Raw genomic sequence first — 14569 nt, 5'->3', positions numbered from 1 at the left:
TTATTTAGTTTTTTCCTCCAACAACTTTTTGTATGAGAGTTTCCCACTCGGCTACTATTTTGTCCTGACCAAATCTTTCAACTACCTCTGAAGCTTTGGCAGCAAGTCGTTTTCGTTCCTGTTCATCAGACATTAGATAATTCATTGCAGCAGCTAATCCATCTATGTCATAGTTATCAACTAAGAGACCATCTATTTCGTGGCGAATCATCTCCCTTGGTCCGCTAGGGCAATCAGTAGCAATTACGGGTAAACCACAAGCTAAAGCTTCTCCATGAGCTAAGGGAAAACCTTCGTTACGTGAAGCCATGACAAATAGTTTGGCTTTTTTCAAAACAGCAAAAGGATTACTAAGGGCATCAGTGAAAATAACTTGACCTGATAAGCCCAACTCGTCTCTCATTTTTTCTAGCTGTTCTCCCAGTTCCCCTCGACCTAAGATTAGTAGCTGCCAGTTGGAATGTTTGTCAGCAATTTTATGAAAAGCTTGTAGTAACAGATCATGTCCTTTCTGGTCTGTTAATCTGCCCATACTAGCAATCCAATTCTTATTTGAATCAACTTCTGGAGGTAGAGGAGGAGTAGTTTGATCGTCTTTAATGGTTATAGGATTATAAATTACCGCTCTTTTGTTAGACGGTAATAAATCTATACCCAAATCAACTCCTTGACTTACGCTAACAACCTTAGAACAAAGTGGATAAGTTAAACGACGCAAAGTCTCCCAAACTAATCCATAGGAAAAAACTTTAACGTCATTTTGTTCGGTAACGATAACAGGATATTTTTTGCCTAGTAGAGCTAAAATTACGGAAACGTTGGTTATTCTTAAAGAAGAAACAACAACATCAGGTTTAGTAGACTCAATTGCTTTTCTTAGCGTAGAAAGCCTTCTAATGTTGTTGGCTAGAGCTTCTACTATGCTAGATGACTTGCCCATAATTCCTAAATCTAGGCGAGAAACTTTTGAAGATAATTGATAAAAATCAGTACTTTTATCTGCCAGAGTAATTAAAGTAACCTGATGTTTGAGATTAGCAAGACCTTCAGCAAGCAAAACGATAGCTCTTTCTCCTCCTCCACAACCAAGGGATGAGATGACTAAAGTAATTTTCATCTTATAATTTTGTATTTTCTAATACTATTTATGACCAGAGTTTTGGTATTTCTATTGATGCCAACACTGAGAAAATTCCAGGAGCGAATGTTTAGTTTGTAATCAACTAAGTATAAATACTTTGCAATTGGTAGTTTACAGTAAAAAAGTGAATTTTAATTGCTTTTTTACAAAATGTTTTGGCTTTCGATACTTTTGGATCTAGCCACATTATTACTACTTAAAGGTTGAGCTAAAAAATAACCTTGTCCATAGTCACAAGCAACTTCTCTTACTTTGTTTAATTGAGCTATATTTTCAATTCCAGTTGCGGTTATTTCTAGTCCATAGTTCTCAAGCTCAATCACAATATTTTGGAAAACATCCCCCATTTGCTGATCTCGATCAATACTATTTACTAGATAGCGGTCAATCTTAACTCGATCAAATTCTCTGTATAACAAATTGGGTTGAACCCGACCATAAATTGAGGCTACCTTACCGAAGTTATCAATCTGCAATCGAATACCCAACCTTTTTAATTGAGGTAAAACAGTCATTGCTGCCCGTGGATTTTCTGTAATTAGATATTCGGATATTTCTAAAGATAAAAGTTGAGGGTTAATCTGATGGGTTTCCAGATTGTATTTTAAATGCTTGACTAAACTTGTTTGCAGGAGTTGCTGACTAGAAATATTGATACTGATAGAAATATTTGAGTCAAAACTAGCTTCTTGTTGCCATGTCTTTAGCTGTATACAGATTGCTTCAATAATCCAGCGTTGAATAGGGATCAACATTCCCGATTCTTCTGCCGTTGCCATGAATTTCTGAGGCATAATTAATCCGAATTTAGGATGATTCCAACGTAATAACGCCTCAAATTCCTTGATCGCACCAGTTTTTAAGTCCATCACTGGTTGATAATAAAGACAAAACTCTTCGTTTTCCAACGCTTGTCTTAATCCTCTTTCTATTTCTCCAACTGTTAATCGAGTTAAAGAGTTGAGAGTCGGTAATTTTACTTGAGAATTGAAATCTATATTTAAATCAGTTGTAAGTGGGTTAAGCTCGCAAGCTTCGCTGATTATTTTTTCAAAGCTTTCTTGGGCTCGCTCAACATCGATTTGCTGATACTTAGTGGCGTATCCGACTACTAATCGATCTAACAAAAAGACAATTAGATTAATATCGTTCCTTTCTGCCGCCTCACCAAGTATTTCTATAGTTAAATCTAGATTTTCGGGAATAATATGACTAGCATTTTTCACTACCAAAACTTTTTCATGAGCAGTAGGTTGATATTCTTCTCCAGCGACCAGCAGCTCTTCATATAGCTTTTCTCCAGGGCGTAATCCAGTAAAGACAATTTCGATATCTTTACCCACTTCGTATCCAGAAAGATGGATTAAATCTTTAGCTAAGTCAACAATCTTGACGGGTTGACCCATATTTAACATGAAGATTTGACCCTGGCTATTTTTGTTACTCAAAACAGAAGCTTGTAATACTAATTGAACCGCTTCTGGAATAGTCATAAAGTAGCGGCAAATTTCGGGATGGGTAATTGTCACAGGACCTCCCTTCGCAATCTGTCGCTTAAAAGTAGGAACCACACTGCCTCGACTACCTAAAACATTACCAAAGCGAACTACAGCATAAGGTCTACCACTAGTTTTAGCCGCTTGTAGTACCAGCATTTCGGCAGTACGTTTGCTTGCTCCCATAACATTAGTTGGGTTGACAGCTTTGTCTGTCGAGATCATCACAAAGTTATTAACATGGTACTTAATGGAAAAATCCAACAAATTTTTTGTGCCTAAAACATTATTGGTAATTGCTTCTGGAGGATTTAGCTCCATCAGGGGAACATGTTTATGAGCTGCTGCGTGAAAAACAATATCTGGCTGGTAAAGGCGAAAAGCATCTTCAAGTCGAGCTTTAATCCTTAAATCGGCAATAAAAGGAGTTAACTCGGTTAATTCTTTATCTGGCTTTGTTTCCTGTTTTAAAATCTGTAGAACTTGTTCTAATTCTTCGCGTATGTTAAATACTGAGTTTTCGCCGTGTCCCAGCAAAATCATTTGAGATGGACGGCAACGGAAAATTTGGCGACACAGTTCACTCCCAATTGAACCACCAGCTCCTGAAATTAAAACTGTTTTACCTTCTAAAAGCGAAAAGACGCTTTGAGCATCGGTCTGGATCGGTTCACGTCTCAACAAATCTTCGATTTTAACTTCCCTTAGGATATTAGCTCTATTGCTATTATCGAGAATCTCGTTAGTAGAGGGCATTGTGTTGACCTTAATTCCGATCGCCTGACTGACATCCACAATTTCTCTGATTGTTTTCCCCGAGGCAGAGGGCATGGCAATTACCACCTGACGAATGCTATAGGAGGCAACAATTTCAGGAATTTGGTAACGATTTCCCAATACTGAAACTCCTCTGATATTAAGACCTAATTTCTGAGGGTCATCATCTATAAAAGCAACAGGATTAAAACCTAATTTGGGATTGCGTCGCATTTCCTGGAGAATTGATACTCCTGCATCCCCTGCCCCCACAATTAACACGCGATCGCGCCGATAGAAATTTTTCTTCTTCAGATTAGCTCTTTCTGAAGCTCTGATACTGAAGCGAATTCCCCCAACTAAAATGAAGGTGAGAATACCATCGAGTAAAGGTAGAGAACGAGGAACTAAATACTTTTCGACACTGTTTCCTAGTAAATATTCTAAAAAGCCCAGAACAATTATTTCTGAAATTACTGCTACTGCAATTAAAGCTGCGATTTCAGTTAATTCCTCGATACTAGCGTATTTCCAATATCGCTTATAAAATCCACAAGATGTAAAAACAACTAACTTAATCAGTGAAAAAATAATTGTTGCCACGATCAGACCGTTACGATATTCTTCCAGGGCAACAAAGTCATCTAAACGTAGAATAATCCCTAACAATGGGGTTAGAGAGAAAATAATCGTATCTAAGATTAAAAAATGACGATTATTGAGATTAAGTAGCTTTTTATCTAGCTTTATCAGCTTTTTATTCAGCTTTTTCAGCCTCATTTTTGATTCCTTACTAAGCTTTTATGATTATTTTTATAAGGTGTATTTAAAATCTTGACCGTCAAATACCACTAGTTATGCAATAAACAAAAAAACTTACGTAAATTCGTTGAGACACAGCTTAAGTAAATTAGCTGATCACTATTAATAGATTACAAATGCAGATACTCCCCTAATCATAACTATTGATACATTTTAGACAAGAATCAAGATATTGATTTAGGTTGTAACAATCATAATACTACTTAGGCATTTGTAAGTATATATTCGTATGTAGAGTTTATGTAAAGTGTCTACTTATCAAAAGTAATTCTTAATAAAGCTATTGATCTGTATCAAAACATAGCCCTTCATTGGTGACTTATATTCATTGATTTAAAAGCATTTGTGGTTCAGATATCCAAATCAACAAAAGAGCTAATTTACATTTAAGATGTATATATAAATTTTTTGTAAAGCGCCAACAGAACGTAAGACAGAACACAAAATTTACTTGAGTTTGCCCGAGCGTAAAATACTGACAATTAACCAGATACTTAAAAGGCTAGCTACAGTAAAGAGGACATTACTCAAAATAGAAACTTGAGTGGTAGCAGAACCTGTAGAGATAATCGCTGCCCCCATGATTAAAGAGCCAACCAAAATACTAAACGAAAGTCGATTGGCTGAATCTTCAAGACTCAAGGCTAGAATATCTAGCTGGCGAATACTGATGTTCCATTTGAGGGTTTCGGCAGTAATCCGATCTAGCAGTAACTCTACTAGGCGAGGCGATCGCAATGACAGACTTTTAAGATCCAGACCAATCCGTAATAGTGTCTCCGCAGGTCTTTCCCCTAGAAATTGACGGCGAAATAAATCCACCATTAAAGGTCTAATTTGATCTAGAAGATTAATTTGGGGATAAAAGCCTCTAGCCACCCCTTCTAAGTTAGCGAGGGTTTTTGCATACAATCCCATATTACTAGGAAGTCGAATTTTATTATTACGAGACACCTGTAATATTTCATAAATCACCTCGCTAAAGTTCATCTGAGAAATAGTGCGATTGTAATACTTCCTGAGCATGCGGTCATAATCATGGGTCAAACGATTTAAATTAACTTCTTGACCGCCTTCGGCTAGCTCTAGAGTTAACTGACTACAGCGACGAGCATCAAGATCGACAATAGCTAACAACATTTCTGTCAAGATTTGCTGAGTACGAGGATCTAAACGACCAACCATACCGCAATCAAGAAGAGCTACTCGACCATCCTCTAAATAAAAAATATTTCCTGGATGGGGATCGGCATGAAAAAAACCATCAATATATATTTGCTGGAAAAAAGCTCGAAATAAAATTGTTGTCATTTCGCTACGTTGAGTAGCTTCGTCTTGATGATTTCTAACCTGAGGTAAATTCGCGTCTAGAATGGGTTCTCCTTCTAACCACTCAATAGTTAGTAACTTGGCGGTAGTGAGATTGTTATATATCTGAGGAATTAACAATTGTTGAGTATTAAACCACTTACTCTCTGCAAGATTGCAGCGTAACTGTTCAGTGTATTCAGCTTCTGTTGTGAAGTCTAGTTCAGCTTGCAGAGCATTACTAAATTCATCAGCTAGACCCACAATATCAAAATTTTTGCCAAATTCAGTCAAGGAAACTAATTCCGCCAAACTTTTAATTAAGGAAATATCTTGCGCAACTACCACTTCTATGCCAGGGCGTTGCACCTTGAGAGCTACCTTTTGCCCATTGATTAAAACTGCACAATAAACCTGTCCAATAGACCCTGCGGCAACGGCATTACGATCAATATCACGAAAAACCTCTTCCAAGGGTTGAGATAATTCTTGTCTAATTAGAGCTTCGACCTGTTCCCAGGGAGCAGGAGGCACTTTTGCTTGAAGAGCTGTTAGGGTGTCTACATAACGTCCTGGTAAAATATCGGGGCGAGTCGAAAGTAATTGTCCTAACTTGACGTATACGGGTCCTAATTCAATCAGAATGTTGCGTAAAACTTCTGGAGAGGGTAAACGGGGTTCATCTGCCTTGTCACCAGTTAATAACCCTCGCGCATAATCCCAACCGTTACGAAATACTACTTCAGCAATCTCTCTCTGGCGAGAAGTGTTTTTAGTTAGAGCAAACATTTATATCTAAAATAGATAGCCTATTTTTCTTAGTTATAACGCAGTAAAGCGATCGCTTGCTTTAATCAAAGATACTTTGATCCCTGGTTCAGATACCAAATGTCCGGCATCAGGAATAACGATAAAGTCTACTTCTGGTCAAGCCTGATGTAGCTTCCAAGCGGTAATCATCGGGCAGACTACATTGTATCCTGACTGCCTGACACATTTATTGTAGTAAGGCAGTCAGGGATGTTGCTTATCTGTTTCGCTATATCTATATACTTGGTTAAATAGAGCACAGTTTTGCATCTTCTCGTGCTACCTTGTAGAATCCTAGATACTATCAACTGAGATACCTTGCAAAAGCGTTTAATTTTAAAAAACTAGTATTTTTCAATATTTAGGAAATGGTGGAATTCAAAGTACACGGTCATGCTTGTTTAGAAGTCATTGCTTCTGGCAAGTCAATTATTTGTGATCCTTGGTTAGTTGGTAGCGCATACTGGCGTTCTTGGTGGAATTACCCACCTCTCAAACCAAATGTTTTAGAAGAAATAAATCCTGACTATATCTATGTGACTCATATTCATTGGGATCATTTTCATGGTCCTACATTAAGAAAATTGGGTACTGATAAGAAAATTATTATCCCTAAAACACCTGAATTAAGATTGCTTAAGGATATCAAAAATATTGGTTTTAAAAACATTATTGAAGTCGAACACGGTGAATCTATTCAATTGGCAGAAGATTTTCGTTTAACTAGCTATCAATTTGGACCTGTATTTGCTGATTCAGTAGTTATTATTGAAGCCGAAGACCAAGTATTATTTAATAGCAATGATGCTAAAATAATGGGATTACCTTTACAGCAAGTTCTTGAGCTTCATCCCAAAATTGATTTTGTATTCAGAAGCCATAGTTCAGCGAATTCTAGAGTTTGCTATGAGTTGATTGACGAAGCTGGTGGTCATACTGACGATCTAGGTAAATACAGTCAAGAGTTTGCCTATTTTGCCCAAGCGGTAAATGCTAAATATGCTATACCTTTTGCTAGCAATCAATGTTGTTTGCATCCTGAGACTATTGATTATAACCAATACAATAACTACGCTCATAAAGTTGAAAAATATTTTCAAAAGTACCAAATAACTAATCCAAAATGCGTGGTTATGGCTCCTGGAGATAGCTGGAACTCTGAAACTGGATTTTGCTTAGAAAATAATACCGAATGGTACACTGATGCAACTGCAAAAATCAGTAGCTATCAGCAAGTAAAAGCAAAAACTCTTAACAAAGTAACTGAAAGAGAAAATCGGGCTAAATTTAAGGAGAACTTGGCTAAAAAATATGCTGAGAGGATGATTGCTGAAACTCCCTGGTTTATTCGTAGATTTTTCAAAGATCATCCCATAACTATTATTGGATATAGCGAAGTAGAACAGAAAGGTCTTCATCTAGATTTGTATAAGAAGATCTACGAAATTATTGAAGAGTGGGACATGAATAATAATCCCATTCAAGTTTACGTCAATAATGCAGTAATTAATGACGTTTGGGCGCAGAGACATTGGAATAGTTTGGGAGTCAGCAAACGCCTAAAAATCAAAACCAGACGGCAAGAGACTAAGTACTACGAAGTATTTAATCTGCTGAATAATTCTCTAGAAGCTGGCTCTTTACAAAGTCGTTATATATTTACTCCTAGATATATGAGTGGCTACATAAAACGATGGCGGGAAATTCTGCTGTACTTCAGCATTATTGGTAATAAATTAAGAGGAAAAGAATTTATTTATAAGAACTATCTACCTTTACCTTATAAGTGAATAGCTTTTATGATGCTGATCGATTTTTATTCGTTAGAAAGCGAACGCGCTTAAGCAAATTTGCCTAAATTACTTATTTCTCTGCCTGCCTGCATGGTAGGCTATTTCTCGCTCTCCAATGTTTGTAGGGACTACCTAACCCAATACCGTTCGGCCAAGCCTCCCCCAAATTTGGGGGATTTAGGGGGCGAACAAAATAACTTGAAGTACTAACCGAACAGTATTGCTACCTAACCAATAGCAATGGCAATGCATTTGTAGCAGGGGTTTAACAGTATACCCTGAACTCCCCTTTGAAATTAATAATTAAAAGCTTCAGAATTCTGAAACATGATGACCTATTGTCTCTTAGTTATAGAACCCATTTGGGATCTTTTTCTACGAAAAATCAGTTATTTCAGAGTTCCTTGTTTTGATTTATTGAACGATAAAATAAGGTTTAAACCAGCTATTTTGAAACATTTAATGTGACAGTGTTTTCAGGATGCTTATGGTTACAGACAGAGATCTCAAATGGGTTCTATAACGCAGCAAAGCGATCGCTTGCCTTAATCAAAGCATCTTTGATCCCTGGTTCAGATACCGAATGTCCGGCATCAGGAATAATGATAAAGTCTGCTTCTGGCCAAGCCTGATGTAGCTCCCAAGCGGTAATCATCGGGCAGACTACATCATATCTTCCTTGAACAATGACTCCCGGTAAATGGCGAATGCGATCAACATTGTCTAATAATTGATTTTCGCTGCTAAAAAAGCCTTGGTTGACAAAATAATGGCATTCAATGCGGGCAAACGCTTCGGCAAATTCTGCCATGGCAAAACTTTCTTTACTAGCTGCTGAGGGAATCAGTTTACTAGTACTTGCTTCCCAGACAGACCAGGCGCGAGCTGCTTCTAAACGTATATCCCGATCTTCACTGGTCAACCTTTTATAAAAAGCTGAGAGTAGATCCTCATGCTCTTCAGGGGGAATCGGTTTTAGATATTCTTGCCAAGCGTCAGGATAAATATTGCTTGCACCTTCTTGATAGAACCAACGAATTTCCGAGGAGCGCAACATAAATATTCCCCGCAAAATCAACCCTTTACAGCTGTCTGGATGGGTTTGGCTATAGGCTAAAGCCAAAGTACTCCCCCAGCTCCCACCAAAAACCACCCACTGTTCTATATTTAAATGTTCTCGTAACTTTTCAATATCGCTGACCAAATCCCAGGTCGTATTTTCTCTTAGCTCAGCATAAGGAGTACTTTGTCCACAACCTCGTTGATCAAAAATAATTATCCGCCATTTTTGCGGGTCAAAGTACTGTCGATACATTGGAGTAATGCCACCACCAGGTCCTCCATGCAAAAATATCACTGGCTGTCCCTGAGGATTTCCAGATTCTTCATAATGAATAGTATGTAACTTGGAAACTTTGAGCTTTCCTTGATTGTACGGTTCTATTGGCGGATATAAATCTCTCATTGTATTTCTTTGGATTTCTACCAAGTTACTAAGAATCTTTCATGACTAAATTATTGCGATGCACTACCGTATCTGCGCTGTCATAACCCAAAATTGAAGCAATTTTAGCTGAATGATTCCCTTTGATGAGCTCAATTTCACTACTGCTGTAGTTAACTAAGCCTCTTCCTAATTCCAGTCCTTCTGTATTACATAGTTGTACTGCATCGGCAGCGGAAAATTCTCCTTCTACCGAGGTAATTCCTGCCGGTAGTAATGATTTTCCTTGGTTGGTAACTGCTTTGACTGCACCCGCATCTAAATATAATTTTCCCATGGGAATTAAACCATAGCTGATCCAGCGTTTGCGAGCATTCTCAGATTGGGGTTGGGGTTCAAATTGGGTTCCCAGGTCTTCTCCCTGTAAAATTTTGGGAATATTTGGCGGATATTTTCCCTGGGTAATCACAGTCCTGACACCAGTACTAGTGGCAATCCGAGCAGCAGCTAGTTTGGTTGCCATGCCACCAGTCCCCCATTGAGAACCAGTAGAACTTGCCTCCACCCGTAGTTGATGGAATTCCTCGCTACTGACTAATTTAATTGGTTGAGCATCGGGGACTGTTCTGGGATCGGCAGAATACATTCGGTCTACATCGGTTAATAAAAATAGCCAATCGGCATGAACTAAGCTAGCTACCAAAGCAGATAAAGTATCATTGTCACCAAACTTTAATTCATCTACTGCAATCGTATCGTTTTCGTTGACAATAGGGATGACCCCTAAACTTAGTAATTCTTTAAAAGTATTGGAAGCATTAACATAGGTATTGCGTTCCATTAACTCCCGACGGGTCAAAAGAACTTGAGCGATCGCCTGTTGCAAACTACTAAACAGATCGTCATAAATCCGCATCAAACGTCCTTGTCCAACGGCAGCGACAGCCTGCTTTAATGCCATTTTACGTGGTCTCTCAGTTAAATTTAGTCTGGCACATCCTACCCCCACAGCACCTGAAGAAACTAGGACAATCCGATGACCCTGAGAACGCAGATGGCTCAAAGTTTCTACTAACGAGGCAATGGTAGCGATCGCAATTTGACCTGTCCCTGTTGTTAGACTGGAAGTACCAATTTTAACCACTATTGTCTGAGGCTTATTGGTCATGACTAATAATTACTCCACCCCACAAGAAAAATGAACTAGATGATAAAAATACATTTACTTAATGCTTTTGATACATATGGAACTGGTTATTAGTCGTTTACACTACATAATATGGGCGAATAATAAAATAATAATAAATCAGGCAATTTGGGTTCTAGTTACCTAGGCTAATTATTAACTGACGTTACGCAGTACAACGAGAAATCAATGATTTGAATTATCGATAAAAACAGAACAATGTTCCCTTTAACTCTTAACCCTCAACCATCCTCAACAAATTAATTAGTGCGTAACATCAGTTATTAAAGATTAATTGAAATATGAGAGTAGCGATCGCGTGACCTATATTAAACCAGAAACAGTACCGGATCAATTACCATCTTCGATCAAAGAGATCCTCAATCTAGGATTGACGGCAGTAAAACAGAAAGATTGGTTGCAAGTTATTAATTCCCTGAGGCTGTTGCCTCAGACTAAAACTGACGATCAGGTCAAATTGTTGGTTCTGAATTGGAAAAACTGGCAAGTAGCATTCGATCTAGCAGTAACTATGCTAATCCAAGCCGACTTTCAGCACAAATGGGAGATTACTAAGTTCCTACCACTGTTTGGGGAAAATATCATTCCACCTCTAACTACTTTAGTAAAAGACGAAAATGTTGAAGCTGAGGTACGCTGGTTTATTTGTCAGATCTTAGGACAATTTAAAAGTGAAACTGTGGTTCTTACTTTGGTCGAACTGCTCCAGCAAACCTCTGATGAAGAACTAATCGTCATGGCAGGTAAAACCCTCAGCAGAATTGGTAATAGTGCCATTGATGCTCTGGTAAAGTTATTGGCTCAACCAGAATATCGTTTCTTAGCGGTTCAATCCCTATCTTATATTCGCACCTCTGAAACTATAGAACCTTTACTCAAAGTTGCCACTGCTCCAGAATCAGAACTACGCAGTATTGCGATTAGAGCTTTGGGAAGTTTTCACGATCCCCGTGTCCCTCCCATATTGATTGCAGCACTTCAAGATACTTCTAGTAATGTCAGAAAAGAAGCAGCGATCGCCTTAGGATTTCGCCCCGATCTCTGCCATGATTTAAACTTAATTACTCATCTACAACCTTTGCTCTACGATTTAAACCTGGAAGTATGCCGTCAAGCAGCAGTGTCATTGGGGAGAATGAAGCAAAAAGCAGCAACCACTGCCTTATTTGCAGCACTACAAGCAGATCCAACTCCTGTAAGTCTGAAGCTAGATTTAGTAAAAGCTTTAGGTTGGAGTGAAATTAGTTTGGCGATTGATTATTTAGAGCAAAAACTAGTTAACTCTAGCGAATTAGTGACCCAAGAAATTATTACTGTTTTAGGTAGAATTAATTCCCAAAAATTAAAGCACCAAGCGACTCAAGTGTTAATAAATTTTTGGCAAGATAAAAACCATCAAGTATTCCCACCTCAAATCAGGCAAGCAATAGCTACATCCTTAGGGGAATTAGGCTGCCAATGTGCTCAACAGACTTTAGCACAACTAGCACAGGATGAAGATCGTAAAGTTCAACTTCATGCACTTTCTGCTCTGAAAAAGCTCCCATGCTAATTTTAAATTATTAAATAATCTCTTCAACTGTTACCAAAAATGTATCTTCTACCGCATCACCAAGTAGATCGGTAGCCTGGAGTGTAATCTCTGCTGTACCGCTTTGATTAGGAGCATAATCAAGTACAAGTTCTCCTTCGTTGATGGTTACATTAACTAAATCGGGATTAGAGTTACTCAGGATTTCAAACTCCAGCTCATCTAGTTGTATTACCGAAATATCACTGTAGCGAACCAGATTATCATCATTATTTACAATTGGATTAGTAGGATCTTCAACAATCAAAGGTAAGTCAGTGAAAGCAGGCTGAACATTGCTAGCATTATATACAGGTAAATTAGCGATCGCATCTAGGGGAGCGAGATCTTCTTCACTGAGTAATTCACCGAAAACTGTAAATCCACCATTCTGGCTATCAAGGTTAGCTGAATTGTCAGCTAAGTTAAAAAACCACTGGTTCGTAGCACTGTTAGGATCTTCGCCTAACTTGGCCATGGCGATCGTACCTCTGAGGTTAGATCTATCCGCACTAAATTCATTAACTACAGGTGGATCGGCGGAAATTGATTCTACAATCAATTCCTCGAATGTAAATCCTCCTCCTTGAACCACAAAGCCGGGAATTGACCGATGAATAATTGAGTTTACATAATCACCGTCATTAACATAATTGAGGAAGTTGGCTACTGTTGCCGGGGCACCTGCACCAGCTTGGTCGAATAACAAGACATTAGTTACTCCCCCTCCCAGAGAACTATCAGCAAGTTCAAAACGTGCTATTTGACCAGTTGTCTGGGGATCGTCAAAATGTTGGAATAAATCAATTGTAGTATTCGCTCCATTCTCCGAGACGACTAGATCATCAATGGGTTGAGTAATTATCGGTAAAGTAGTCATGAAGATATTGCGTGCGAAAATGATAATTGTGTTGTATTGATACCAATTTAGACCAGTAATTTACAAAATGGGTATAACAAGTATATTTCAGGTGGCTTAATGGGAAGATGTCAATGTCCATTAGTAAACATAATCCATTCTCCAGCTACTTCAGCGATCGCTCCTCCTGGCAAAGTAGAGGTACGGCTTTTGTTGGGTGCGGGAATTAAGTTTACTACTGCCTCTATTTGCTCAAAATTGGGTTGTTGGGAAATTACAAGCGGCAGAAACTGACGAATTACCCGACGTTGGATAGCTAGAGGAGATTTACTTAACTCTAAGCGATTTAATCGATCGCTTTTGTCTACTCGCACCTTTTGTAACAATTGCTGGGCCGTAGCTTCTAAATATTCCACATCTGCCCTTAATATTTCTGCTGTTTGGGCTAAAGAGTTTTCGACCTGAGGATTAAAGTTATTTTGCAGATAGGGAATCAAATTTTGGCGAATCCGATTACGAGCATATTTATGATTTTCGTTTACTACATCAAACCAGATGGGTAAGTCGAACTGATGGCAAAATTCTAAAGTTTCACGACGGTATACATTTAGAATTGGACGCACTAACTTGATTTTTTTAGTTAAGGGACGTTTCCAGTCTAAAGCAGCTAATCCATCTGCTCCAGCACCTCGAATGAGATTATATAACAGAGTTTCTGCACGATCACTTTTGGTATGTCCTGTAACAATATATTGAAAGTCTTTTTCCTCAGCAATTTCGATTAAAGCCTGATAACGCCATTTTCTGGCTGCTGCTTCTGTTTCTCTAACTACATTAGCGATTTTGAGAAAAAAAGGCAGTTGCCAAGTTTCTGCCACTTCACTGACTCTGGCGGCAATTCCCATATCCGTGGACCATTGATGATCGCAATGGGCGATCGCCAGTTGCCAATCCCACTTAGAACGCAGATCGAGTAATAACTTCCCCAAACATAGAGAGTCTTGTCCACCAGATACCGCAATTAAAACTCTGGCTTTTTTCGGTAAAAGCGATCGCTGGCGTAAGGTTTGATGTAATCTGGAGTGCAGTTGAGTCCAATAAATTTGGGACATTTGTTTAGTTGCCAATAATATCTATATCGAGAAATGTAATTAATACCTTGGTGTGAATTAGCCTTGTGCATATTGTCTCTTTTATCATTCTACGTGAGAAGACCCTCGCGTCCCGCGCAGGGATGAATCACGGGTTAGTTGTAAGTTAATCTTACTTTGTTTTACAAAACGGACAAGTATATTGTAAAATGACTAAACAATATAGCATCTTGGTCGAAATGCTTAATCTTACATACAACTACAAAATACAG

At 38.4% G+C, this 14569-nt stretch carries 9 protein-coding genes and 1 pseudogene; 2 read left to right on the top strand and 8 right to left on the bottom strand.

Translation table 11 applies throughout. The features are described from left to right. Positions 1-4: 4 nt before the first annotated feature. The 4 genes and pseudogenes from PLEUR7319_RS0104240 to PLEUR7319_RS43380 all read right to left on the bottom strand — a co-directional run. The gene (locus PLEUR7319_RS0104240) at positions 5-1117 is read right to left on the bottom strand and encodes a glycosyltransferase family 4 protein (RefSeq protein ID WP_019503956.1); all 1113 of its coding nucleotides are present in this window, start codon (positions 1115-1117) and stop codon (positions 5-7) included. A 167-nt stretch (positions 1118-1284) separates the two neighbouring features. Then, on the bottom strand, positions 1285-4173 hold the full coding sequence (locus tag PLEUR7319_RS0104235) for a polysaccharide biosynthesis protein (protein WP_019503955.1): 2889 nt from the start codon (positions 4171-4173) through the stop codon (positions 1285-1287). 489 nt (positions 4174-4662) lie between these two features. After that, on the bottom strand, positions 4663-6312 hold the full coding sequence (locus PLEUR7319_RS0104230) for an AarF/ABC1/UbiB kinase family protein (RefSeq protein ID WP_019503954.1): 1650 nt from the start codon (positions 6310-6312) through the stop codon (positions 4663-4665). Between the two features lie 33 nt (positions 6313-6345). Beyond that, positions 6346-6510, bottom strand: a pseudogene (locus PLEUR7319_RS43380) (prolyl aminopeptidase); the annotation flags it as partial. A 191-nt stretch (positions 6511-6701) separates the two neighbouring features. On the opposite strand from PLEUR7319_RS43380, the gene PLEUR7319_RS37795 reads away from it, so the two are divergent. Then, the gene (locus PLEUR7319_RS37795) at positions 6702-8123 is read left to right on the top strand and encodes an MBL fold metallo-hydrolase (protein ID WP_019503953.1); all 1422 of its coding nucleotides are present in this window, start codon (positions 6702-6704) and stop codon (positions 8121-8123) included. Positions 8124-8643: 520 nt separating this feature from the next. On the opposite strand, the gene pip is transcribed toward PLEUR7319_RS37795, so the two are convergent. Together pip and proB are read right to left on the bottom strand one after the other, a co-directional pair. Next, positions 8644-9591, bottom strand: a complete 948-nt coding sequence (gene pip, locus PLEUR7319_RS0104220) for a prolyl aminopeptidase (RefSeq protein ID WP_019503952.1) — start codon at positions 9589-9591, stop codon at positions 8644-8646. Positions 9592-9619: 28 nt separating this feature from the next. Continuing rightward, entirely contained in the window at positions 9620-10738 is a 1119-nt protein-coding gene (proB, locus tag PLEUR7319_RS0104215) for a glutamate 5-kinase (RefSeq protein WP_019503951.1), read from the bottom strand. Between the two features lie 313 nt (positions 10739-11051). Between proB and PLEUR7319_RS34245 the strand changes: the two genes are divergently transcribed. Further along, positions 11052-12329, top strand: a complete 1278-nt coding sequence (locus PLEUR7319_RS34245; protein WP_144054250.1) for a HEAT repeat domain-containing protein — start codon at positions 11052-11054, stop codon at positions 12327-12329. A 10-nt stretch (positions 12330-12339) separates the two neighbouring features. Here PLEUR7319_RS34245 and PLEUR7319_RS37790 read toward each other — a convergent pair whose 3' ends face one another. Then, on the bottom strand, positions 12340-13227 hold the full coding sequence (locus PLEUR7319_RS37790) for a peptidylprolyl isomerase (protein WP_019503949.1): 888 nt from the start codon (positions 13225-13227) through the stop codon (positions 12340-12342). Between the two features lie 110 nt (positions 13228-13337). Then, entirely contained in the window at positions 13338-14318 is a 981-nt protein-coding gene (tilS, locus tag PLEUR7319_RS0104200) for a tRNA lysidine(34) synthetase TilS (RefSeq protein ID WP_019503948.1), read from the bottom strand. Between the last annotated feature and the right edge of the window lie 251 nt (positions 14319-14569).

Source organism: Pleurocapsa sp. PCC 7319 (assembly GCF_000332195.1).
Classification (GTDB): domain Bacteria; phylum Cyanobacteriota; class Cyanobacteriia; order Cyanobacteriales; family Xenococcaceae; genus Waterburya.
The sequence above is the reverse complement of the archived record's forward strand: the minus strand, read 5'-3'. Positions and strand labels throughout refer to the sequence as shown.

Excerpts from the sequence above, each read along its gene's own strand:
- PLEUR7319_RS0104240 (WP_019503956.1), bottom strand. The coding sequence starts at position 1,117 with ATGAAAATTACTTTAGTCATCTCATCCCTTGGTTGTGGAGGAGGAGAA.
- PLEUR7319_RS0104235 (WP_019503955.1), bottom strand. The coding sequence starts at position 4,173 with ATGAGGCTGAAAAAGCTGAATAAAAAGCTGATAAAGCTAGATAAAAAG.
- PLEUR7319_RS0104230 (WP_019503954.1), bottom strand. The coding sequence starts at position 6,312 with ATGTTTGCTCTAACTAAAAACACTTCTCGCCAGAGAGAGATTGCTGAA.
- PLEUR7319_RS37795 (WP_019503953.1), top strand. The coding sequence starts at position 6,702 with ATGGTGGAATTCAAAGTACACGGTCATGCTTGTTTAGAAGTCATTGCT.
- pip (WP_019503952.1), bottom strand. The coding sequence starts at position 9,591 with ATGAGAGATTTATATCCGCCAATAGAACCGTACAATCAAGGAAAGCTC.
- proB (WP_019503951.1), bottom strand. The coding sequence starts at position 10,738 with ATGACCAATAAGCCTCAGACAATAGTGGTTAAAATTGGTACTTCCAGT.
- PLEUR7319_RS37790 (WP_019503949.1), bottom strand. The coding sequence starts at position 13,227 with ATGACTACTTTACCGATAATTACTCAACCCATTGATGATCTAGTCGTC.
- tilS (WP_019503948.1), bottom strand. The coding sequence starts at position 14,318 with ATGTCCCAAATTTATTGGACTCAACTGCACTCCAGATTACATCAAACC.